We start from the raw sequence: 20,787 nt of genomic DNA, 5'->3' as shown, positions 1-20,787 counted from the left end.
CGAGTGTCGGTCACATTTTTGGAGTTTGATGATGAGTAACAAAGAACATCACAACGGCAAAGATGGCAAGAAGAAGCCGCAGATGTCACTGAAGGAAAAGCGAGAGGCCAAGCGCCAGAAAGCCGATCTCAAGAGTGATAGCGTCATGAAGTAACTCAGCTCACTCGAGCCAGTACCACAAGCCAGCCTTCGGGCTGGCTTTTCTATTGCCGCTCATCGGGTGCTTGCTGCAGGGATCATGGTTCGGCGCCATAGTTGGCGAAGATCTGCTCGTACCGACCATCCACTCGCATCGCCAGCAGTGCCCGATCAAAATGATCCCGTACTGCCGCATCCCTGAAGGCGAAGTGATAGAGGGTGGGTTTGAACAGGGCGTTGGCCCGTATCCGTTCCCGGTTATAAATGTGGGGCTCGGCTCTCTCCTGCCTTAACTGCGCCAGATGGTAATAGAAGACGCGCTCATCCATCACCACCGCATCAACCCGGCCTAGCAGCAGCTGGTGCACCTGGCCCTGCTGCTTGGCGACTTCTTCATAACGGGCATTGTTCGCGGCCATAGTGGCAAACTCGGGGCCCAGTATCTGAGTCGCCCGTTGGAAGGCGGTCACCTTGAGGGTCGTGAGCGCCGTGAGATTGGTCACGGTGAGCGGAGCGAGGGTGAATATCTGATTGTGAAAGCGGATCACGGGGCGGGAGAGAAAGGCCCCATCCAGCATGCCGGGCCTGACATTGATGATGGCGTCCAGCTTGCCGTCGGCCAGCATGCGGAAGGTGCGTTCCAGGGGCAGATAATGAAAAGAGAGTTGATAGCCACTGTCCTGGAAGGCGGTGCGCAGCAGATCCAGCTCTATGCCCTGCGCCTCTTTTTCTATGACGTAGGGTGGAATGGCAAAACTGACACCGACCTTGAGCGGTGCGGCACTCAGCAATCCACTCACTACTAACCCAATGATCAGGATCCCGCGTTTTATCATGTCCCACTACTCGATGGCGATTCACTGCATTATAACCTGCCCCCTTGCACGCCCTCTGTCCCGGGACGAGAGTCGGGCTGAAATCGGGGGGATGCGGCTTCTTTGCGTCAGGAATGCACGCAATGTTGCACAGGTTTGCAAAGAAAAGGCCCTGAATGGTCAGGGCCTTTGTAGAGCTATTAATTAGAACGGAATGTCGTCGTCAAAGTCCATCGGCGGTTCGTTGTAAACCGGCGGTGCGGACTGAGGCTGTTGCTGCGGACGGCTGTAACCACCCTGCTGCATGTTCTGTTGCGGCGCTGCATTCTGTTGGGGGGCAGAGGGACGCTGCATATTCTGCTGGGGAGCGGCTTGTTGGGGCTGACCCCAGTTGCCCTGGGACTGTTGACCACCCATTCCCTGACCGGCGCCGCCTTGAGGACGACCACCCAGCATCTGCATAACGCCGCTGAAGCTGTCTACCAATACTTCAGTGGTATAGCGCTCCTGGCCACCCTGATCTTGCCATTTGCGGGTCTGCAGTTTGCCTTCGACATAGACCTGGGAACCCTTCTTCAGGTATTCGCCAGCGACTTCGGCCAGTTTGCCCATGAACACCACACGATGCCATTCGGTGCGCTCTTTCTGCTCACCAGTCTGCTTGTCGCGCCAGGTTTCGGAGGTGGCCAGGGTGATGTTGGTCACGGCACCGCCGCTCGGCATGTAGCGCACTTCCGGGTCTTGCCCCAGGTTACCGATCAGAATGACTTTGTTGATGCCTCGACTGGCCATAATCTATCTTCCACCTTTATATGCCGACCAGCTACCTGGTCTGGTTCTACTCAAAATATTGCTGCCGCCCAGGCCCGGCGCCATCTTGCCTGCGGGGGCCCTGGCCTGTCGTCGATGGGGCATGGGCCCTGCCATCGACGTTCGGATTAGCCCGCCATAGTAACAGTTGATGCCGTTGATAGCACATCTTTAGCAACCCGAAACGGGTTTGACGCGCGGGTTCTGTATTCGGCAATACGCTAACGCAGGTGCCGGGATCCGGGCAAGCGGCGGTGTGGGGGCTGCTTCACGTTCTTAAGATATTGCCCATAGCAGAGGGATAAGGAGAGAGATGACAGCCGGAGTATCTATGTCTCATTTGCCCCCCCCAAATAGGGGGTCTGTCCTAGTCCTCTGTATTGTCTAGTAAAAAAACAGTTTCACTTGGGTTTGAATGGCGCCTAATGCTTTTTTAATGCTGTGTAAAAATCGGGGCTTGTTACTCTCTTGCGACCATTATTGGCACATAAAAACGATGCAAGCCGACAGGCACACCGTTCAAGGAAGAGCCCCATGATGACAGAGATTCCGTTGGTACTCGTGACCGAAGGCAATGTTCAGGCGACGACCTTCACTACCTATCTGATGGCCCAACTCGGTGAGCCGATACGGTTGATCAGCCATCCCGATCAACTGCTGGCCATCGAAGATTGCAACCTGTTCCTGATCGATCTGGACTATCTCAAGTCGAGCCAGCAGTTTGGCTGGAACCGGGATATTGCCGCCTTCGAATCGGCCAGCACAGTGTTGCTCAATGCGCCGACCAGCACGGATCGCGACTTGTTGTTGATGTGGCCCAACACCAGCGGTCTCTTCTTCCGTCAGGATCCCCTGGATCGTCTGGTGGCCGGTATCAAGAAGGTGATGCAGGGGGAGTTCTGGATCCCGCGTCATCTGATGTGCGAGTTGGTCAGCTATTACCGGCAGGGCATGGAGCCGGCTCAGCGCAGCCAGAATCTGCTGACGGTCCGCGAGCGCGAGATCATTCGTTACTTGATGACCGGGGCCTCCAATACCGAAATAGCCGACACCCTGTTTGTCAGCGAGCACACCATCAAGTCCCACCTTTATAACGTCTTCAAGAAGCTGAACGTCAAGAATAGGTTGCAGGCGGTGAGCTGGGCCAAAGAGTACCTCGATATGACGAGCTCCCACTGATGCGCAGCTGGCTGCTCTGTCTCTGGTTGATCTCTGGGGCCCTGGCGGCCAGCGAGGGGGATGCCAACGCGCCGCTGGAGTCCCTGCAACCCGAGCAGGAGAACGACCGGATAGAGATAGGCGGCCTGGTCATAGATCGTACCTTCACCCGCTTTGGCCAGGGCTTTTATCACCACTTCAGCCGGCTACGGGAGGATGAAGATCCCCATGCCCGAGAGAATATCACCATACATGAACGGCCGACGGCGCGCTGGGGGAGCCTTATCTGGATCACCCACAATCGCAAGGTGTTGTTCAGGACGGCGCTCTCTCCGGTACGGAGTCAGGGGGAGGCTGCCGCGCAGCAGGCCTGGGCTCAGGTGAGCGAGGTTTTACGACAGCAGAAGGTCGCCATCCTGTTCATGGATACCTTCGATCTGGAACACGATGAACTATAAGGACATGGCATATGTGCTCACGCCTCCTGCTCCTGGCGCTGACGGTCAGCATGACCGCCTCTGCCTCCGAGCTTATCTATCGGCCCGTCAACCCCAGCTTTGGCGGCAACCCGCTCAACAGCAGTCACCTGCTGGGCACGGCCAATGCCCAGAACGACTACAAGGATCCCTCAGCCGGTGGCAGCAGTGGCACCTCGGCACTGGACAGACTCACCTCCAGCCTGCAGTCGCGGCTGGTGAGCCAGCTGCTGGCCGACGTCGGCAAGGATGGCAGCCAAAGCGGTAGCCTGGTCACCGACGAGTTCGCGATCAACGTGGTGGATGAGGATGGCACCCTGGCCATCTCCATCACAGATAGAGCGACGAACGAAACCACCCTGATCGAAGTGAATGGCCTGATCGCCGACTGAGGATGCTATGAAACGGATACCCCTGTTCGCCGCCCTGCCTTTGCTTGCCACCCTCTCTCTCCTGGGGGGCTGTGCCACGCATATAGGTTCTCCCGAGGCAGACGAGAAGGCGACCCTGATGCCGAGATCCATCTCCTATAAAGAGCTGATCAGCCTGCCCAAGCCCAAGGGCAAGATAGTGGCTGCCGTCTACGATTTTCGCGATCAGACCGGTCAGTATCTGCCAGCCCCGGCCTCCAACTTCTCCACGGCCGTGACCCAGGGCGGGGTCGCGATGCTGAGCACGGCGCTCTGGGACTCCCAGTGGTTCGTGCCCCTGGAGCGGGAAGGGCTGCAGAACCTGCTGACCGAGCGCAAGATAGTGCGGGCCACGCAAAACAAACCCAATGTACCCGGCAATAATCAGCATCAATTACCCTCGCTGGTGGCGGCCAATATCCTGATCGAGGGGGGCATAGTCGCCTATGACAGCAATGTGCGCACCGGCGGTGCCGGGGCCAAGTATTTCGGCATAGGGGCGAGTGGCGAATACCGGGTCGATCAGGTGACCGTCAACCTGAGGGCCGTCGATATCCGCTCCGGTCGCATTCTCAACAGTGTCACCACCTCCAAGACCATCCTCTCCCAGCAGGTGCAGGCCGGGGTGTTCCGCTTCGTCGAGTACAAACGGCTGCTGGAGGCGGAGGCGGGTTTCAGTACCAACGAACCGGTACAGATGTGTGTCATGTCTGCCATCGAATCGGCGGTGATCCGGCTCATTGCCAACGGGGTACGAGACAACCTCTGGCAGCTTGCCGATGCGCGGGACATGGAAAACCCCATACTGCAGGGCTATCTGCAAGACAGCGCCCCCATTCTCTAGCGACAGGAACGCATCCGGCACTGCCTCCTCTGGCGAGCGCGCTCACTCCTCGAAAACGTCAACACAGGCCCGTCATGGGCCTGTTTTTTTATGTTTATTTCTCATCCCTCCCTTTGGCGCCATCTCTGTTCTCCTGGATGGCTCAGCGTGACCTCAGCCTTTTCTCCCAGACAAACCCGGGATCCGAATCAGCCTCGAATCAGCTGTGTGGCTGATGGCCCTGGCCAGGGGGGCTGGGGATACTGGACCCGCACTTCAAAAAGGTAATCGCAGATGAAATACCTGAATCCTGTCCTGCTGATCATGAGTCTGCTAGGCCTGCCCGCATTGGCGCAGGACCTGGCCTCCCTGAGCGAACTGGGTCAGGGCAACGAGCTTGAACTGATCCAGCGGGGGGAGGGCAACCAGGCCCATCTCTGGCAGCTCGGATCGGATAACGAATTGCAGCTCAGCCAGTCAGGCAACGACAACCAGGTCCGCCTGATGCAACAGGGCCAGCAGCAACAGCTGAGCCTGGAGCAGATCGGTGACAACCACTGGGTCGATGCCGTTCAGCTCGGGGTTGGTAACAGCGCCGAGCTCTATCAGGCCGGCATCGGCAACCAGATGTGGCTGTGGCAACAGGGCATGGACAACCAGGCCTGGATCAGCCAGAGCGGATATGACAACAGGGCACGGGCCGTTCAGCTCGGTGATGGCAACCTGGCCAGCATAGAGCAAAACGGCTCCGGTCTGTCGGCCACCGTCATTCAGGCGGGCGCCAACCAGCAAGTGAGAGTAGTTCAAACCAACTGAGCCCAGGCTCACACCAAAGCACGAGAGGGAAATCATGTTCAAACGTACCATCATCGCCTCTGCCGTATTACTGGCTACTTCCAGCGTCTGGGCGGCTTCCGCCAACAACCAGGCCACTGTCGCCCAAACCGGCAACAACAACCTGGCCACGGTCGAGCAGCTCGATGACAGCAACCACAATCAGGCGAGCATCAGCCAGATTGGTGCCGATAACGAGGCGAAAACCATCCAGAAGAACACCAGCCAGTCTGAGGCCAGCGTGGCTCAGACCGGGGCAGGCAACGATGCCCTGGTGACTCAGGAGTCCAGCACCGCAGGATCCGTTGCCCAGGTGGCGAGCACGGGCAACTTCAACGTCGCGACCGTGACCCAGCAGGTGTTCAACGAAGGCTCCCACGCCTCCGTCGCCCAGGTCGGCAACCACAACAGTGCCGATGTGATGCAGGATAACGGTGATGGTGCCAGCTCCACCGTGAGCCAGATTGGCAACAACAACGATGCCAGTATCAACAACTACTGGTCCGATAAAGCCATCGCCAATGTCAGCCAGCTTGGCAACAGCCATGAGGCCAGCATCTCCCAGCAGATTGCCGATGGTGCCGAAGCCCAGGTGGCCCAGTCCGGTCAGCTGAACAAGGCCACCGTCACCCAGGCAACCAATAGCTACGGTTACGTCTATCCGGAGGGTACCCTGGCAAAGGTGACTCAATCGGGAAGTGGCAACGAGGCCCAGGTCGAGCAGCGCGATCTCGATAACAAGGCTTATGTGACCCAGAGCGGTGTCGATGGCTATGTGAAAACGGCCCAGTCCGGTTCCGGAGCGGGTGAGGGCAACGTCCTGACCGCCAACCAGGCCGGTACCAACGAGAGTGCCACCCTGACTCAGGTTGGCAACCGTAACGAAATCGACACCAACCAGACTGGCCGTGACGATGTGCTGACCATCGATCAGCTGGGTGATGACAACCAGGCGATTGCCTACCAGGGTGGCGTCGGCGAGCAGGGCACCATCATCCAGGTGGGTGATGGCAACCGCGCCGACACCGAGCAGCGGGGCGCGGGCAACCAGGCCAGCGTCGAGCAGATGGGGGACGGCAACCAGGCCGTGGTCAAGCAGCTGGCGAGCAGCACCGCTGGCGTGGTGACCATCGATCAGAGCGGTGACGACAACTACGCCAACGCGGTGCAGGAAGCGGGCAGCAACAACCAGATCACCATCGACCAGCAAGGGGATCGCAACCAGGTTGCCGCCGCCCGTGATGTGGAAGGCAAAGGCGCCTGGACCTGGGGCTCGGACAACGAGCTGACCGTGACTCAGACCGGTAACGACAACTGGGCCTATGCCGATGCGTCCCACTCCGGCTCGACCGTGACGGTCACCCAGACCGGCGACCTGAACAACGCCTCCGTCGAGTCCTACCTGGGCAGCGACAACGATCTGACCGTCAGCCAGACCGGCAACAACCATGTGGCCGACGTCTATGTCAACGCCGGCATGAACGGCGGTGGCAACCTGGTCGATGTGGTCCAGACTGCCAGCTACAACACGGCTCAGGTCGATGTCTATGGCAGCAACAATCACGCCTATGTCTATCAGGGCGGCAACTGATGATTTGCACATTCGGGGGCCTGCGGGCCCCTTTTTTATTGGGGCGGACTCGGGACGGGTCGGTTGGCTCATGTCACCAGACCACTCCCCTGCACCGGCGGCTAGCGATGCTGCTCCTGTGGCTCAGCTTGTCTCCAACGGTCTGGGCGGGCGAGTCTGACCCGGCCAAGGAGGCCAAGGCGATCCCCAAGATAAGCCTCAATGCCGAGCCGGGGCCGACCGGCCTCACGGTGGCACCGACCCTGCGCAGCGCCGAGCCGGGAACCCTGACCTTCACCCTTGATCTCTGGAGTCAGGGGGCGGGAGGCCGCAGTCATCAGCGTCAGAGCGGGGGGGCCGAACTGGTCGCCAACCAACCCCATGCCCTGGGGCGATTGAGTCTGGGGCTGGCTTGCCCCTACCAGGTCAGAATACGGTTGCAACTGTGGCAGGAAACCTTGTTGCTGAGCGAGCTCGACCAGACATTCCATTGTCCCTCCTCCCCATGATTTCCCGTCTGGACTGTCTATTCATCCAGTAGTCTCTATGCCATACTGGCCCGCTCTGGTTACCGTATCGAGCGCGCAACAAGATGGAAAAAATCGTGATCCGGGGTGCCCGCACCCACAACCTCAAGAACATCAACCTGACTCTGCCCCGCGACAAGCTGATCGTGGTCACCGGCCTCTCCGGCTCCGGCAAGTCGTCCCTGGCGTTCGATACCCTCTATGCCGAAGGCCAGCGCCGCTATGTGGAGTCTCTCTCCGCCTACGCCCGCCAGTTCCTCTCCCTGATGGAGAAGCCGGATGTGGATCATATCGAGGGTCTGTCGCCGGCCATCTCCATCGAGCAGAAGTCTACGTCGCACAACCCGCGTTCGACCGTCGGCACCATCACCGAAATTTATGACTATCTGCGCCTGCTGTTTGCCCGGGTCGGCGAGCCACGCTGCCCGACCCACGCCATCCCGCTCGCCGCCCAGACCATCAGCCAGATGGTGGATCAGGTGTTGGCCCAGCCCGAAGGCAGCAAGCTGATGCTGCTGGCCCCGGTGGTGCGCGATCGCAAAGGGGAGCACAGCAAGCTGCTGGAGAACCTGGCGGCCCAGGGTTATATCCGCGCCCGCATCGATGGCGAGGTGTGCGATCTCTCGGATCCTCCCCCGTTGGAGCTGCACAAGAAGCACACCATCGAGGTGGTGGTCGATCGCTTCAAGGTGCGCGATGACCTGGCGCTGCGCCTGGCCGAATCCTTCGAGACGGCGCTGACCCTCTCCGGCGGCATCGTGCTGGTGGCGCCCATGGAGGGCGAGGAGCAGGTGCCGGTCATGACCTTCTCCGCCAACTTCGCCTGCCCCGAGTGCGGCTACTCCATGTCGGAGCTGGAGCCGCGCATCTTCTCCTTCAACAACCCGGCCGGTGCCTGCCCGACCTGCGATGGCCTGGGGGTACAACAGTACTTCGATCCCGCCAAGCTGATCCACGACCCGAGCCAGAGCCTGGCCGGGGGCGCCATCCGTGGTTGGGACAAGCGCAGCTTCTATTACTTCCAGATGCTCAAGTCCCTCGCCGAGCACTACAAGTTCGATCTGGAGCTCCCTTGGGGGGATCTGCCCGCCAAGGTACAGGAAGTATTGCTGCGGGGTTCGGGCAAAACCGAGATCGAGTTCCGCTACATGAACGATCGCGGCGATGTGGTGGTGCGCAAGCACCCCTTCGAGGGGATCTTGCACAACATGGAGCGCCGCTACCGGGAGACCGAATCCAACTCGGTGCGCGAAGAGCTCTCCAAATACATTGCCAACAAGTCCTGCACCAGCTGCGGCGGCAGCCGACTGCGGGAGGAGGCGCGCCATGTGTTCGTCGATAATCGCAACCTTTCCGCCATCGCCGAGCAATCCATCGGCGATGCCCTGGCCTTCTTCGAGGGGCTGGCGCTCACCGGCCAGCGTGCCCAGATAGCCGACAAGATCTTGAAAGAGATCGTCGAGCGGCTCGGCTTCCTGGTCAACGTGGGGCTCAACTATCTGAGCCTGTCCCGCAGCGCCGAGACCCTGTCCGGTGGCGAAGCCCAGCGCATCCGCTTGGCGAGCCAGATAGGTGCCGGTCTGGTGGGGGTCATGTATGTACTGGATGAACCCTCCATCGGTTTGCACCAGCGGGACAACGAACGGCTGCTCAAGACCCTGACCCACCTGCGCGATCTCGGCAATACCGTGATAGTGGTGGAGCACGATGAAGACGCCATTCGCCTCGCCGACCATGTGCTCGACATCGGGCCGGGGGCCGGGGTACATGGCGGCGCCATCGTCGCGCAAGGCACCCCGGAGGAGATCATCAATAACCCGGACTCCCTGACCGGTGACTACCTCTCCGGCCGCAAGGAGATCGCCGTCCCTGCGCAGCGCACCCCGCTCACCGATCGCTGGCTCAAGCTCAAGGGGGCAAGCGGCAACAACCTGCGCAGCGTCAACCTGGATCTTCCCCTCGGGGTCATGACCTGCGTCACCGGGGTATCCGGTTCCGGCAAGTCGACCCTGATCAACGACACCCTGTTCCGCATTGCCCACCGGGAGCTGAACAAGGCGACCGAATCGACCCCGGCCCCTTATCGCAGCATCGAGGGGCTGGATCAGCTCGACAAGGTGGTGGATATCGATCAGAGCCCCATCGGCCGCACCCCGCGCTCCAACCCGGCGACTTACACCGGGCTCTTTACCCCGATCCGTGAGCTGCTCTCCGGCACTCAGGAGGCGCGTTCACGCGGCTACCAGCCGGGTCGCTTCTCCTTCAACGTGAAGGGGGGTCGTTGCGAGGCCTGTCAGGGGGATGGGGTCATCAAGGTGGAGATGCACTTCCTGCCAGACGTCTATGTGCCCTGCGATGTCTGCAAGGGCAAGCGCTACAACCGCGAGACCCTGGAGGTGAAGTACAAGGGCAAGAACATCAACGAGATCCTGGAGATGACGGTGGAAGATGCCCGTGGCTTCTTCGACCCGGTGCCCGCGGTGGCGCGCAAGCTGCAGACCCTGATGGACGTGGGTCTCTCCTACATCCGCCTCGGCCAGTCGGCGACCACCTTGTCGGGAGGGGAGGCGCAGCGGGTCAAGCTGGCGCGGGAGCTCTCCAAGCGCGACACCGGCAAGACCCTCTATATCCTGGATGAACCGACCACTGGCCTGCATTTCCACGACATTCAGCAACTGCTCAAGGTGCTGCATCAGTTGCGGGACAGGGGCAATACCATGGTGATCATCGAGCACAATCTGGATGTCATCAAGACCGCGGACTGGGTGGTGGATCTGGGGCCGGAAGGGGGGGCCGGTGGTGGCCGTATCCTGGTGACCGGTACCCCGGAGCAGGTTGCCAAGAACAAGGAGTCGCACACGGCGCGCTTCCTGGCCCCCTTGCTGGACAAGCATGGGGCCAGGCAAGCCAGCCAACCGGCAGTGCGCAAGGGGCGCAAACCGCGCCAGGCAGCGCAGAGCGAATAACCGCCGCAGCCAGCATATGAACAACGGGCAACGTGACCGTTAATAGAGAGGGGCCCATCGGGCCCCTCTCTGCTATCCAGCCTCAGTGCGTCCGCACCATCAGCCAGGCGAGCCCGAGACAGAAGCCGACGAAGATAAACAGCAGGGAGCCGAGACCGAAGATAGCGGCCAGTATGCTGGTGACGGGATGAGGCTGATAGGGCTTTTTCATAAAAACAGGGTGACAACTCGACAACAATGGATGCGGAAAATACGCCAGCCGATAACAAGCTGCAATCAAAAAATAGCCAACTCGTATCACAAAACTTATATTCCGTTTATGCATTAATCGTTGAAAATAAAGAGCGTTATTATAGTTAATCATTTTAAATCAGTTGGTTATGTTATTCACACTCGGCGTTTTGCGCGTGAGTAAGCTATTTCGTACATCTATCTATTTATTGGTAACTTTTGCGCCAAATCAATAACCGGCCAGTCACATCCTTTTATAGTCGCCCTGCTTACAACACAGAACGAAAACTAAAAAAGGAAATATGGTGATGAACAAGTTTCTTCCTCTGATGATCGCAGCCGCCTTTGCCTCTCCCGTCATGGCCCATCAGGCCGGGGATATCCTGGTGCGCGGTGGCCTGGCCTTCGTCTCTCCTCAGGAGAGCAGCGACGATGTACTGGGTTCGGGCGAGTTCCAGATTGATGACGACATGCAGCTCGGGCTGACCCTCTCCTATCTGATCACCGACAACTGGGGTGTCGAGCTCCTGGCCGCCACCCCCTTCTCCCACTCGGTCAGCACGCCGGGGCTGGGAGAGGTCGCCAAGGTCAAACAGCTGCCGCCGACCCTGATGGCCCAATACTACTTCGGGGATGCCCAGAGCAAGGTGCGCCCCTATGTGGGCATCGGCATCAACTACACCACCTTCTTCAGCGAGAAGGGCAAGGGTGCCCTGGATGGTGCCGACGTCAAGCTGGATGACTCCTGGGGGGTGGCCGGTCAGATTGGTATCGACATGGCGATCAATGACCGCTGGTTTGTCAACGGCTCGGCCTGGATCATGGACATAGACACCGAGGTGCACGTCAACGGCGGCGAGGGGATCAAGACCTCCATCGACCCCGTGGCCTTCATGGTCGGCGTCGGCTACCGCTTCTAATACTCGCGAGTTGCACTGCACGTCCCTTTAGCCCGGCGCTGCCGGGCTCTTTTATGGTTTCCATTGATACCCTTGCTGTCTCAAGGGCATAAATACCCCTATCAAGGCTCCAACTATTCACTTCCCGGCCGATACCCTCAGCACTGTCCCTTTCCCCAACGAGTGAGGATGTCTCATGGGTTTGTCTATTGTGCAGCGGATCATCGCCGGATTCGTGTTGATGCTGCTGTTGTTGGTCCTGCTGGGGGTCGTCAGCGCCCTCAAGATACGGGGGATCAGTGACGGCCTCTCTCAGGTCTCGGATAAGGCCACCCCTCTGGTTATCACTGTGGCGGGCCTCAAGGGAGCGTTGCAAGACAGCAACCGCTGGGTACTGGAGTACAGGGCCAGCGAACAGGCCGGCGGCCTGCCTGAGTTGGCCAGTCGCTTCGAGCAGCAGCAGGCCGGTTTCAAGACCCTGAGTCAGCAGATGGGGCGTTTCACCGAGCTGGACGAGGCCCGGTCGCGCTTCGCCGGGGTGGAGCAGGCCACGGGACAGTTCTTCGCCCTGGCGGGTCAGGTGCTGAGTCAACATCGCCAATGGGTCGATACCCTGGCCCAGCGTCACCAGCTGGAGATGGCCTTCATCCGTCTGGAAGATACCTACCAGTGGGCTGCGGATCTGCTGTTGCAGCAGGCGTCCGCCAAGCGATCCATGCGCAACAAGGCTGAGCTCATCACCTCCGGCATCGCCCGGGATCTGAAGAACATACGCCGCGCCGATGCAGGCACGGATCTCAATGAACTGGAGCGGGTGCTCGGCAAGGACATCGAGATGGCCCGCAAGCGGCTGGAGCGGGTCGATGTGCCCGCCGACGTCAAGCAGCGCTTCGTCTCCAACCTGGACAGGATGCAGGAGCTGGCCCTCGGCAAACAGGGTCTGCTCGCCACCATGCGCCAGAGCCAGCAGCTGGCCAGCTCCCTGAATCAACTCAACCAGCAGCTCGATGCCGCGTTGGTCAGCAGCCTGAGCCAGCTCGATGAGATGGGCAAGAGTGCCGGCACCATCGCCAGCTCCAGCCGCTCCCTGGCCGATGACGCCGTCAGCAGTGCCAGCATCTGGATCCTGCTGGTGGCGGCAGTCTCTGCCGCCGCCGCGCTGCTGATCGGTTACACCACGGCCCGCAGCATACAGCGCCCCTTGCAGCGCATTGGTCATGAGCTTGGCCTGATGGCCGCAGGGGACATGACCCGCCGCATCGATTATCGCAGTCGCTGCGAGTTCGGCAGCCTGTCTCGCTCCATCGATACCCTGGCGGGCAAGACGGGTGAACTGCTGGCTCAGATCAATGCCGGTTCCCGCCATCTGGTGGAGGAGGCGAGTCGCGCCGCCGAGATTAGCGAGCGAGCCATGGCCCGGGTGCAGGATCAGAAGAGCCAGACCGATCAGGTGGCCGCCGCCATCACCGAGCTGGAGGTGAGCGCCACCGAGGTGGCTCGCTCCACCGATGGCACCAAACACGAAGTCGATCTTGCCGACGAAGAGGCTCGCGCCGGTCGGCAGCAGGTCGCCGTGACTCGCCGCCTTACCGAAGAGCTGGCCGGTGCCATGGCCGAGGCCGTGGGCATCACCCACAAGCTGGGGGAGTTCAGTCACAACATCGGCAGCATTCTGGACGTCATTCGCGGCATCGCCGAGCAGACCAATCTGCTGGCGCTCAACGCCGCCATCGAGGCGGCCCGGGCCGGTGAAGCCGGTCGCGGCTTCGCCGTGGTGGCCGATGAGGTGCGGGCACTGGCCAACCGGACCCAGACCAGTACGGAAGAGATCCAGGCCATGATCGAAAACTTGCAGAGCGCCAGCAGCCAGGTGGTCGAGGTGATGGGCCGCAGCCAGGAGCAGACCGGCAGCTGTGTCGACCAGACTCGCCAGATGGATGCGGCCCTGCAATCCATCGCCGAGCGGATGAGCGCCATCAAGTCGATGGCGGATCAGGTGGCCCACGCGGCCCAGGAGCAGATCTCGGTCAGCCAGGGGGTGGCTCGCCACATCTCCGGTATTGCCGAGGTGGCCTACGAGACGGAGCGGGAAGCCCGTCAATCGGCCAGCAGCAGCGAGGTGCTCGCCAATCTGGTTGCCAAGCAGCAGCAATTGATCGCCCATTTCAAGGTATGAGAGGACTTATGGCTAACAAGTGGATCGGAGCCCTGAGTCTCCTGTTGTGTGGTCAGCTGATGGCCAGTGAGCTGGTGATCGAGAGCTGGCGGATAGATGACAAGGCGTTATGGGAGCAGAAGATCATCCCGGCCTTCGAGGCCGCTCACCCGGGCATCCAGGTGACATTCAACGGGGTGCAGAACGTCGAGTACATGCCGACCCTGTGGCAGAGCCTGAAGGCGGGCAAGGCGGGGGACCTCATCACCTGTCGCCCCTTTGATGACTCCCTGGCACTGTTCAAGGCGGGTTATCTCGCCGAATTGACCGAGATGGCCGGGATGGAGAACTTCCCGAGCTTCGCCCAGTCGCCCTGGCAGACGGATTCCGGGGCTCAGACCTTCTGTGTGCCCATGGCCTCCGTCATTCACGGTTTTTTCTATAACAAGGCGATCTTCAAGGAGCTGGGCCTGAGCCTGCCAGAGACTCGGGAGGATCTCTTCCAGGTATTGGAGAAGGTGAAGGCTGATGGCCGCTATGTGCCGCTGGCCATGAGCGGCAGCGAGAGCTGGGTCGCCTCCGAGCTCGGCTTCCAGAACATAGGCCCCAACTACTGGAAGGGGGAAGATGGTCGCCTGGCGCTGGTTAATGGCCAGGAGCGACTCGACGATCCTCAGTACCGGCAGGTGTTCGAAGAGCTGGCGCGCTGGCGCCCCTATCTGGGCGAGGGCGCCGCAGCGCGGGACTACGCCGCGACCAATGAGCTGTTCACCAGTGGCAAGGCGGCCTTCTATGTGGCGGGCTCCTGGGAGATAGCCCCCTTCACCGGCAAGCTGGACTTCGGGGTGATGCGTCCCCCGGTCGCCAAGCGTGGTGACGGTTGCTTCTTCACCGATCACACCGACATCGGCATGGGGCTCAACCCCGCCAGCAAGAACAAAGAGGCCGCCATGGCCTTCCTGCAGTGGCTGACCAGTGCCCAGTTTGCCGAGCTGTATACCAATGCCTTGCCCGGCTTCTTCTCCCTCTCCAACCACTTCTTCGAGGTGAGCAATCCGGCGGCGCGGGAGATGATGGAGTGGCGGGATCAGTGTGACTCCACCATCCGGGTCGCGACGCAGATCCTGTCTCGCGGCGAACCCAAACTGGGGGATGAGTTGGCGAGCCAGAGTCAGGCCGTGCTGCTGGGCAAGCAGACGCCGCAAGGGGCGGCGACCTTGCTTGAAGAGGAGCTCAAGGCCTGGTATGCCCCCCACCAGGGCAACAAGGTCAAGGGTGCCGCTTGCCAATGCGAGGCTCCAGCGGCCTCCAGCGATCCCCTGGCGACAGCCCCGGTTATCGACGAGACACTGACCACAGCACCCGCCCAGACGTCAGTGCCGGTGCAGGCCGAGGGCAGTGCGGCCACTGTGGCTGAGGCCGCCCCTTTGCCTGCGACCAGCCCGCAGACGGAGGCGGCCCTGGCTCAGCAGCTGGAGGGGGCTCAGTGACTGGCTGCAGGGCCCGATGATCCGGGTTGCAGAAATAGAGAAGGGAGGCGCAGGCCTCCCTTCTCTATGCTGGTGTTCGCGAGCCAGCTCCTCAGGGGGCTTCCTCTTCCCGGGGCCAGCGGCAGAGGCTGGCGATGCGGGCAGTGGGGATGAAGCCCAGGTCACGATAAACCCGCTGGGCGTGATACTGCTCGTCCGCCACTATCACCAATTGTGGCACCCGGATCAGGCCCTGTTCGGCGACCCGGGCGAGCAACAGCTTGCAGAGGCCACGGTTGCGCCAGGCCTGGCGAGTACGCACCAGCTGGAAGCGGCCCAGGGTTGCGGTGAAGAAGAGGCCGCAACTCGCCGCCAGCTGATCGCCCTGCCAGAGACCCCACCAGTTGCCCAACCCATCGTCCGTCATGGTCTGATAGAGCCGTTGGCGGCTCTCCAGGTAGGCGAGATAACTCTCGGCCGGGTAGTCTGGCTCGCGTTCCTCCAACTCCAGGGTGAGCCAATCGGCCCAGTCTGTCGCCGTGAAAGGGCGGATATGGGCTCCTGCGCTGTCGGGGGGAGTGAGCAACTGCGCCCGCTCCAGGGTCAGCACCACGCACTCCATATACTGGTAACCGGTCGCAACGAAGCCGGCAACCCGGCTGTTCTGCCCTTCGGCCAGAGGCCATTGGAAGGTGCGATGGCGTACCCTGGGATCCGTCGCAATCAGCTTGTCGAAGCTCTGCTCCAGCCAGCCCTTGTCCCGATCGCTCGGGGCCGCGCTCAGCAACAGGTAGTTGCCGAAGTAGTAATCGGGGGCAGTGGGGGTGCGCACCGCCCAAAAGTGGGGGTGTGCGCTGACCTCGCCCTGATAGCGGTCGAACAGCAGGTCGGTGGCAAAGCCGGGATGGGTATCCATGATGAGCTCCTGCTAGTGGGATACTGGGTTATCGGCAGGGGAGGCTGGATATTGAAAAAGGGGCCGGAGCGGGGCTCCGGCCAAACAATCACACGCAGATTCAGAGCGTCCAGGACGATCCGCCGCCATCATACCCTGAGCCAAAGTGTTTTGGCATGGGAGCCAACTCGCAATAACGAGATAATGTGGCCACATATGGGCCCTATTTTGGTGGTGAGCCATTTCCTGATTGACATTCGAGCGGTTTGTCTTAAAGATAGCAAGACGTTTAGACGTCCAGACATTCATTTGGCGTCAGGAAGAGCAGCGAGCAGGGCAGGGAGTAGAGCGATGGGATTTCACAGTGCACGTCAGGTTGAAGCACTCAACCAGAGTCTGGCCGATTTAAGCGGTGACATAGGGGTCAGTTTCGAGTTTTTCCCGCCCAACAGCGAAGGGATGGAGAATACCCTCTGGCAATCCATAGAGCGCCTAAAGGTACTGGAACCCAAGTTTGTCTCCGTGACCTATGGTGCCAACTCGGGTACCCGGGATCGCACCCACAAGGTGATCAAGGACATCAAGGATCGCACCGGTCTCATCGCCGCGCCGCACCTGACCTGTATCGATGCCAGCCGTGACGAACTGCGCACCATAGCCCGCGACTACTGGAACAGCGGTATCCGTCACATCGTTGCCCTGCGCGGTGACCTGCCCCAGGGCGTCGACAAGCCGGAGATGTATGCAACGGACTTGGTCGCGTTGCTCAAGGCCGAGGCCGACTTCGATATCTCGGTGGCCGCCTATCCGGAAGGGCACCCGGAAGCCCGGAGCGCGCAATCAGACTTGCTGAGTCTGAAGCGCAAGATAGATGCAGGTGCCAATCGGGCCATTACCCAGTTCTTCTTCGATGTGGAAACCTACCTGCGTTTCAGGGATCGCTGCGCCGCCATCGGCATCGATGCCGAGATAGTGCCGGGCATACTGCCGGTCTCCAATTTCCAGACCCTGGCCAAGTTTGCCGGTTTCACCAACGTCAAGGTGCCACGCTGGATGCACCAGCGTTTCGAAGGGCTGGATAACGATCAGATGACCCGCAACCTGGTGGGTGCCAGCATCGCCATCGATCAGGTACGGGTGCTGAGCCAGGAAGGGGTGAAGGATTTCCACTTCTATACCCTGAACCGCTCCGAGCTGACCTATGCCATCTGCCACACTCTGGGGGTACGTCCCAAGGTATAAGCCTGTGGCTCTGCCAGCGACAAAAAGGCCAGTGCACTGCACTGGCTTTTTGCTATGTGAGGGATCCCCAGATGAGGATCAGCTGCGCCTTAACCGATACAGGCCCCAGCCGATGAGCAGGCCCCAGCAGGCGGATCCCACACCGATCAGGCTGATGCCAGAGGCCGTGACCATGAAGGTGAGCAGGGCGGCTTCCCGCTCCCTCTCGTGTTGCAGCGCCGAGTAGAGACTGTTGCCTATGGTGCCGAGCAGCGCCAGGCCCGCGATTGCCGTCACCAGGGCTGGCGGAAAACCGTTGAACAGGGCGACGACAGTGGCGCCAAAGCAGCCGCTGATCAGATAGAAGCCACCTGCCCAGACGGATGCCGCCCAGCGTCTGGTCGGATCCTGATCCACCTCCTTGCCCATGCAGATGGCGGCGGTGATGGCGGCCAGATTGAAGGCAAAGCCTCCGAAGGGGGCCAGTATGACGCCGATGAATCCCGTCCAACCCACCAGGGCAGAAGAGGAAATGTGATAACCATGGGCTCTGAGGGTGGCGATACCCGGCATGTTCTGAGAGGTCATGGTGACAATGAACAGCGGCAGAGCGATGCCAAACAAGGCATCGAGGGAAAAATGCGGGCTGACCCAGACCGGGCTTGCCAGCTGCCAGCTGACCTCGGCCAGCTGCAACTGACCACGCAGGCCGCACAAGGAAACCCCCACCGCCAGCACCACCACCATGGTATAGCGTGGCCAGAGATGGCGGGCGACGATAAAGCTCAGCAACAGGGCCCCGATAAGCAGCGGGTCTGTCGGGGTGATCTTGAACAGATCCAGGCCGAAGCGCAGCAGCACCCCGGCCAGCATGGCGGCGGCCAGACTGGCCGGGATCTGCCGCATCAGCCGCTCGAACCAGCCAGTGATGCCACACAGGGTGATCAGGAGCGAAGAGAGCAGAAAGGCGCCGATGGCGTCTGCCAGGCTGAACTGGCCCAGACTGGTGATGAGCAGGGCCGCCCCCGGGGTCGACCAGGCCGTCAGTATCGGCGTGCGGTAATAAAGGGAGAGCCCGATGCAGCTAAGGCCCATGCCTATCCCCAGCGTCCAGAGCCAGGAGGCGGTCTGGGCGGGATCGGCACCGGCGGCACTGGCCGCCTGGATGATGAGCACCACTGAGCTGGTGTAACCGACCAGCACGGCAATGAAGCCGGCGACCAGATGGGGGAGTGCGAATGGCATGGGGACATCCTTGTGTCAGTTTGTGCGTTATTACGTACAATAAGGGCTGAGTATAAGATTGAGCGCTATAACGCACAAGGGGTTGTCATGCAGACCATGAGCCAGCATCTGGCACAACGATTAAAAGGCCTGAGGAGTGAACTGGGCTGGAGCCTGGATGTCGCGGCGCGGGAAACCGGGGTGAGCAAGGCCATGCTCGGTCAGATAGAGCGTGGCGAATCCAGCCCGACAGTGGCAACCCTCTGGAAGATTGCGACCGGCTTTCGGGTCTCTTTCTCCAGCTTCATCGAGCCGGCGCCAGAGCCCAGCCGTGCAACCCTGCGACGGGTCGCTGACGAGATCCGTCAGCAGCCCGCCGGGGAGGGAATGTTGGTCGCTCCGCTCTTTCCATTCGAGGCGAGTGTCGGCTTTGAGTTGTTTGAACTGACCCTGTTGCCCGGCTATCGGCGCGAATCCGACGCTCATGAGGTGGGGGTGACCGAACATGTCATCGTCATCGCCGGAGAGATGGATCTGTTGGTCGAGGGAGAGTGGCACCGACTCGGCAATGGTGAGGCGATGCGCTTTGCCGCCGACCGCCCCCATGGCTATCGCAACCTGGGCGAGCAGCCAGCCAGGTTCCATAACCTGATCCACTATCCCGCCCGGAGCTGAATCCTCCTGGGCCATCCAGCGACCAACCCGCTTAGCCGGGTCTGCCGTCAAGTCGGGGACGACTCAATATGGGCGCATATACCCAGACGAAGAGTGCATAGGCCAGGGCCCAGCTCACACCGCTCAGGTTCCAGCCAAGCAGGGTCTGGGCGGGCCAGAGCAGAGGAAGCAGTGGCCTCGCCAGGCCAGCCAGCAAGATAAGGACAAAGGCCAGAATGATGCGGCGCCCAAGCTGCAGGGTTCGTCCGCTGTGACCTAGCGAGACCCTGGCGATCATCGCCAATATCATGGTGCCCATCGCCCCGGCGCTAAGAAAGTGGCTGGCCGCCGAGGCTGTGATGGGGAGCCCCATGGCCTGGGCGGCAAAGGCAGTCAGGCCGAAGGGAATAAACAGATACGCCAGATGCAGGGACCAGAGCAGGGGATGGGGTAGCGTACTTGGCAGGCGCCAGCGCAGTTGCCGCCACAGGTTGAGCAGGGCCGCCACTATATATAGAGGGGCGAGTTGGCCCGAGTTCAACCAGTCACCTGGCAGAGACAGCCAGCAGGCAAGCAGCAGCCAGAGCGTGCCGAGTGCCGCCCCCTCCAGCCAGGGCTGCGCGGGTACCTTATCTTGCCCGGTACCGCGTGCAGTAAAGAAGGGAATGACGCGCCCTCCCATGACGGCAATCAGCGTGATGAACAGCAAGACGGTGGCGATCAGTACCCGTTCCGCGAATAGCCAGTCTGCGCGCCAATACCAGCTGGCGCCATTGAGCAGAGTCAGTAGCAACAAGAGAGGCACGAAGAAGAGGTTGCGCCATTGACGAGTCACCATGATGGGTTTGGCCAGAAACCAGGCGCAGAGTGGTAACCAGATGAGATCGGCCACCATCAATACCGTTGTGCTCTCACCCAGCCAGGGTAGCAAGAGCCGGGGCAGGGCCCAGAGCCCGACCACCAGGGCCAGCGGCCATCCTCGCACGCCCGGATGAGCCGTCCAATTCTGCACCGCCGTCAACAGAAAGCCTGCCACTATCGCGGCGGCAAAGCCGAACAGCATCTCATGACCATGCCACCAGACAGGGTTCTGTAACCCGGGCAAGGAGACGTAGCCATTGAGTTGACCCAGCCAGGCGAACATGACCAGCGTGGCGAACAGGGCTCCTAATAAGAAGAAGGGACGAAAGCCGAGGCGAAACAGGGGAAGGATCCGCTCTTCTTTCTGGCTGTCGAGGATCTGGTGCATGGGGCGACCTTAATGAGCATTTGAAAAGACAATTATAAAGTGGCTTTTCAAATGTTCAATTAAAAACCATGCGCAGCAGCTTGAGAGCCATAAACGGCGGTATTTCACCCGCTTTGCTGGATAACTGAACGAACGAACATTTATGCTGAAAAAGCCCTTGCCAGCGCGGCTGCCATCCCTATAATGCGCCCCTACCAGCACGGCACAACACGCCGGACTGATGAGCTAGCTTCACAGTGAAGCGGGCGCCGAAAGAAAAGCGA

Annotated in this window: 19 protein-coding genes and 1 pseudogene; 14 read left to right on the top strand and 6 right to left on the bottom strand. The window is 60.6% G+C overall.

The annotated features are described in order from the left end of the window. The first annotated feature begins 31 nt into the window (after window positions 1–31). Window positions 32–154: a hypothetical protein gene (locus BN1130_RS23040; protein ID WP_157013978.1), complete on the top strand. Its 123-nt coding sequence runs from the start codon at window positions 32–34 to the stop codon at window positions 152–154. An 82-nt stretch (window positions 155–236) separates the two neighbouring features. Here the strand turns inward: BN1130_RS23040 and BN1130_RS10845 are convergent, their stop codons facing one another. Together BN1130_RS10845 and BN1130_RS10840 are read right to left on the bottom strand one after the other, a co-directional pair. Then, window positions 237–974 carry a substrate-binding periplasmic protein gene (locus BN1130_RS10845; protein WP_042042030.1) on the bottom strand — a complete coding sequence of 246 codons (738 nt, stop codon included), beginning with the start codon at window positions 972–974 and terminating at the stop codon, window positions 237–239. Window positions 975–1,157: 183 nt separating this feature from the next. After that, window positions 1,158–1,745, bottom strand: a complete 588-nt coding sequence (locus BN1130_RS10840) for a single-stranded DNA-binding protein (protein WP_042042028.1) — start codon at window positions 1,743–1,745, stop codon at window positions 1,158–1,160. A 552-nt stretch (window positions 1,746–2,297) separates the two neighbouring features. Here BN1130_RS10840 and BN1130_RS10835 point away from each other — a divergent pair. From BN1130_RS10835 to uvrA, 8 genes and pseudogenes are all read left to right on the top strand, one after another. Further along, window positions 2,298–2,942: a LuxR C-terminal-related transcriptional regulator gene (locus tag BN1130_RS10835; protein WP_052448217.1), complete on the top strand. Its 645-nt coding sequence runs from the start codon at window positions 2,298–2,300 to the stop codon at window positions 2,940–2,942. Then, window positions 2,942–3,379 carry a CsgE family curli-type amyloid fiber assembly protein gene (locus BN1130_RS10830; RefSeq protein ID WP_052448216.1) on the top strand — a complete coding sequence of 146 codons (438 nt, stop codon included), beginning with the start codon at window positions 2,942–2,944 and terminating at the stop codon, window positions 3,377–3,379. Before BN1130_RS10835 ends, BN1130_RS10830 begins: the two co-directional genes overlap by 1 nt. An 11-nt stretch (window positions 3,380–3,390) precedes the next feature. Continuing rightward, complete coding sequence (locus BN1130_RS10825; protein ID WP_042042027.1) at window positions 3,391–3,789, top strand: curli assembly protein CsgF; 399 nt, start codon at window positions 3,391–3,393, stop codon at window positions 3,787–3,789. Between the two features lie 7 nt (window positions 3,790–3,796). After that, window positions 3,797–4,651 (top strand): CsgG/HfaB family protein, encoded by an 855-nt coding sequence (locus BN1130_RS10820; protein WP_042042026.1) that lies wholly within the window; start codon window positions 3,797–3,799, stop codon window positions 4,649–4,651. Between the two features lie 273 nt (window positions 4,652–4,924). Further along, window positions 4,925–5,446, top strand: coding sequence for a curlin (locus BN1130_RS10815; protein ID WP_042042025.1), 522 nt, complete (start codon window positions 4,925–4,927; stop codon window positions 5,444–5,446). A gap of 34 nt (window positions 5,447–5,480) precedes the next feature. Further along, window positions 5,481–7,055: a curlin gene (locus BN1130_RS10810; protein WP_042042024.1), complete on the top strand. Its 1,575-nt coding sequence runs from the start codon at window positions 5,481–5,483 to the stop codon at window positions 7,053–7,055. 107 nt (window positions 7,056–7,162) lie between these two features. Further along, complete coding sequence (gene csgH / locus BN1130_RS10805) at window positions 7,163–7,543, top strand: curli-like amyloid fiber formation chaperone CsgH (RefSeq protein ID WP_052448215.1); 381 nt, start codon at window positions 7,163–7,165, stop codon at window positions 7,541–7,543. Between the two features lie 83 nt (window positions 7,544–7,626). Next, window positions 7,627–10,446: pseudogene (gene uvrA / locus BN1130_RS10800) on the top strand (excinuclease ABC subunit UvrA); the annotation flags it as partial. 163 nt (window positions 10,447–10,609) lie between these two features. Here uvrA and BN1130_RS23035 read toward each other — a convergent pair. Further along, window positions 10,610–10,738, bottom strand: coding sequence for a hypothetical protein (locus BN1130_RS23035; RefSeq protein WP_263479990.1), 129 nt, complete (start codon window positions 10,736–10,738; stop codon window positions 10,610–10,612). A 328-nt stretch (window positions 10,739–11,066) separates the two neighbouring features. On the opposite strand from BN1130_RS23035, the gene BN1130_RS10795 reads away from it, so the two are divergent. From BN1130_RS10795 to BN1130_RS10785, 3 genes are all read left to right on the top strand, one after another. Further along, the gene (locus tag BN1130_RS10795; protein WP_042042023.1) at window positions 11,067–11,678 is read left to right on the top strand and encodes an OmpW family outer membrane protein; all 612 of its coding nucleotides are present in this window, start codon (window positions 11,067–11,069) and stop codon (window positions 11,676–11,678) included. Window positions 11,679–11,853: 175 nt separating this feature from the next. After that, a complete protein-coding gene (locus tag BN1130_RS10790) occupies window positions 11,854–13,833 on the top strand; it encodes a methyl-accepting chemotaxis protein (protein ID WP_042042022.1) in 1,980 nt (659 codons plus the stop codon). An 8-nt stretch (window positions 13,834–13,841) separates the two neighbouring features. Then, a complete protein-coding gene (locus tag BN1130_RS10785; RefSeq protein ID WP_042042020.1) occupies window positions 13,842–15,302 on the top strand; it encodes an ABC transporter substrate-binding protein in 1,461 nt (486 codons plus the stop codon). A gap of 91 nt (window positions 15,303–15,393) precedes the next feature. Here the strand turns inward: BN1130_RS10785 and BN1130_RS10780 are convergent, their stop codons facing one another. Further along, window positions 15,394–16,197: a GNAT family N-acetyltransferase gene (locus tag BN1130_RS10780; RefSeq protein ID WP_042042018.1), complete on the bottom strand. Its 804-nt coding sequence runs from the start codon at window positions 16,195–16,197 to the stop codon at window positions 15,394–15,396. 330 nt (window positions 16,198–16,527) lie between these two features. Between BN1130_RS10780 and metF the strand changes: the two genes are divergently transcribed. Further along, on the top strand, window positions 16,528–17,418 hold the full coding sequence (gene metF, locus BN1130_RS10775; RefSeq protein WP_005907772.1) for a methylenetetrahydrofolate reductase: 891 nt from the start codon (window positions 16,528–16,530) through the stop codon (window positions 17,416–17,418). 78 nt (window positions 17,419–17,496) lie between these two features. Here the strand turns inward: metF and BN1130_RS10770 are convergent, their stop codons facing one another. Then, window positions 17,497–18,642, bottom strand: coding sequence for a benzoate/H(+) symporter BenE family transporter (locus BN1130_RS10770; protein ID WP_042042017.1), 1,146 nt, complete (start codon window positions 18,640–18,642; stop codon window positions 17,497–17,499). Between the two features lie 87 nt (window positions 18,643–18,729). Between BN1130_RS10770 and BN1130_RS10765 the strand changes: the two genes are divergently transcribed. Then, window positions 18,730–19,296, top strand: a complete 567-nt coding sequence (locus BN1130_RS10765) for a helix-turn-helix domain-containing protein (protein WP_042042016.1) — start codon at window positions 18,730–18,732, stop codon at window positions 19,294–19,296. Between the two features lie 31 nt (window positions 19,297–19,327). On the opposite strand, the gene BN1130_RS10760 is transcribed toward BN1130_RS10765, so the two are convergent. Next, window positions 19,328–20,524: an NnrS family protein gene (locus BN1130_RS10760; protein ID WP_042042014.1), complete on the bottom strand. Its 1,197-nt coding sequence runs from the start codon at window positions 20,522–20,524 to the stop codon at window positions 19,328–19,330. Between the last annotated feature and the right edge of the window lie 263 nt (window positions 20,525–20,787).

Origin of the sequence: Aeromonas rivuli (assembly GCF_000820045.1) — a bacterium.
Lineage (GTDB): Bacteria > Pseudomonadota > Gammaproteobacteria > Enterobacterales > Aeromonadaceae > Aeromonas > Aeromonas rivuli.
Note: the sequence above shows the minus strand (reverse complement) of the source record. Positions and strands in the feature narration are given on the sequence as shown.

Excerpts from the sequence above, each read along its gene's own strand:
- BN1130_RS10780 (WP_042042018.1), bottom strand. The coding sequence starts at position 16,197 with ATGGATACCCATCCCGGCTTTGCCACCGACCTGCTGTTCGACCGCTAT.
- BN1130_RS10815 (WP_042042025.1), top strand. The coding sequence starts at position 4,925 with ATGAAATACCTGAATCCTGTCCTGCTGATCATGAGTCTGCTAGGCCTG.
- csgH (WP_052448215.1), top strand. The coding sequence starts at position 7,163 with ATGCTGCTCCTGTGGCTCAGCTTGTCTCCAACGGTCTGGGCGGGCGAG.
- BN1130_RS10840 (WP_042042028.1), bottom strand. The coding sequence starts at position 1,745 with ATGGCCAGTCGAGGCATCAACAAAGTCATTCTGATCGGTAACCTGGGG.
- metF (WP_005907772.1), top strand. The coding sequence starts at position 16,528 with ATGGGATTTCACAGTGCACGTCAGGTTGAAGCACTCAACCAGAGTCTG.
- BN1130_RS23035 (WP_263479990.1), bottom strand. The coding sequence starts at position 10,738 with ATGAAAAAGCCCTATCAGCCTCATCCCGTCACCAGCATACTGGCCGCT.
- BN1130_RS10760 (WP_042042014.1), bottom strand. The coding sequence starts at position 20,524 with ATGCACCAGATCCTCGACAGCCAGAAAGAAGAGCGGATCCTTCCCCTG.
- BN1130_RS10835 (WP_052448217.1), top strand. The coding sequence starts at position 2,298 with ATGATGACAGAGATTCCGTTGGTACTCGTGACCGAAGGCAATGTTCAG.
- BN1130_RS10765 (WP_042042016.1), top strand. The coding sequence starts at position 18,730 with ATGCAGACCATGAGCCAGCATCTGGCACAACGATTAAAAGGCCTGAGG.
- BN1130_RS10790 (WP_042042022.1), top strand. The coding sequence starts at position 11,854 with ATGGGTTTGTCTATTGTGCAGCGGATCATCGCCGGATTCGTGTTGATG.
- BN1130_RS10810 (WP_042042024.1), top strand. The coding sequence starts at position 5,481 with ATGTTCAAACGTACCATCATCGCCTCTGCCGTATTACTGGCTACTTCC.
- BN1130_RS10770 (WP_042042017.1), bottom strand. The coding sequence starts at position 18,642 with ATGCCATTCGCACTCCCCCATCTGGTCGCCGGCTTCATTGCCGTGCTG.
- BN1130_RS23040 (WP_157013978.1), top strand. The coding sequence starts at position 32 with ATGAGTAACAAAGAACATCACAACGGCAAAGATGGCAAGAAGAAGCCG.
- BN1130_RS10845 (WP_042042030.1), bottom strand. The coding sequence starts at position 974 with ATGATAAAACGCGGGATCCTGATCATTGGGTTAGTAGTGAGTGGATTG.
- BN1130_RS10785 (WP_042042020.1), top strand. The coding sequence starts at position 13,842 with ATGGCTAACAAGTGGATCGGAGCCCTGAGTCTCCTGTTGTGTGGTCAG.
- BN1130_RS10795 (WP_042042023.1), top strand. The coding sequence starts at position 11,067 with ATGAACAAGTTTCTTCCTCTGATGATCGCAGCCGCCTTTGCCTCTCCC.
- BN1130_RS10820 (WP_042042026.1), top strand. The coding sequence starts at position 3,797 with ATGAAACGGATACCCCTGTTCGCCGCCCTGCCTTTGCTTGCCACCCTC.
- BN1130_RS10825 (WP_042042027.1), top strand. The coding sequence starts at position 3,391 with ATGTGCTCACGCCTCCTGCTCCTGGCGCTGACGGTCAGCATGACCGCC.
- BN1130_RS10830 (WP_052448216.1), top strand. The coding sequence starts at position 2,942 with ATGCGCAGCTGGCTGCTCTGTCTCTGGTTGATCTCTGGGGCCCTGGCG.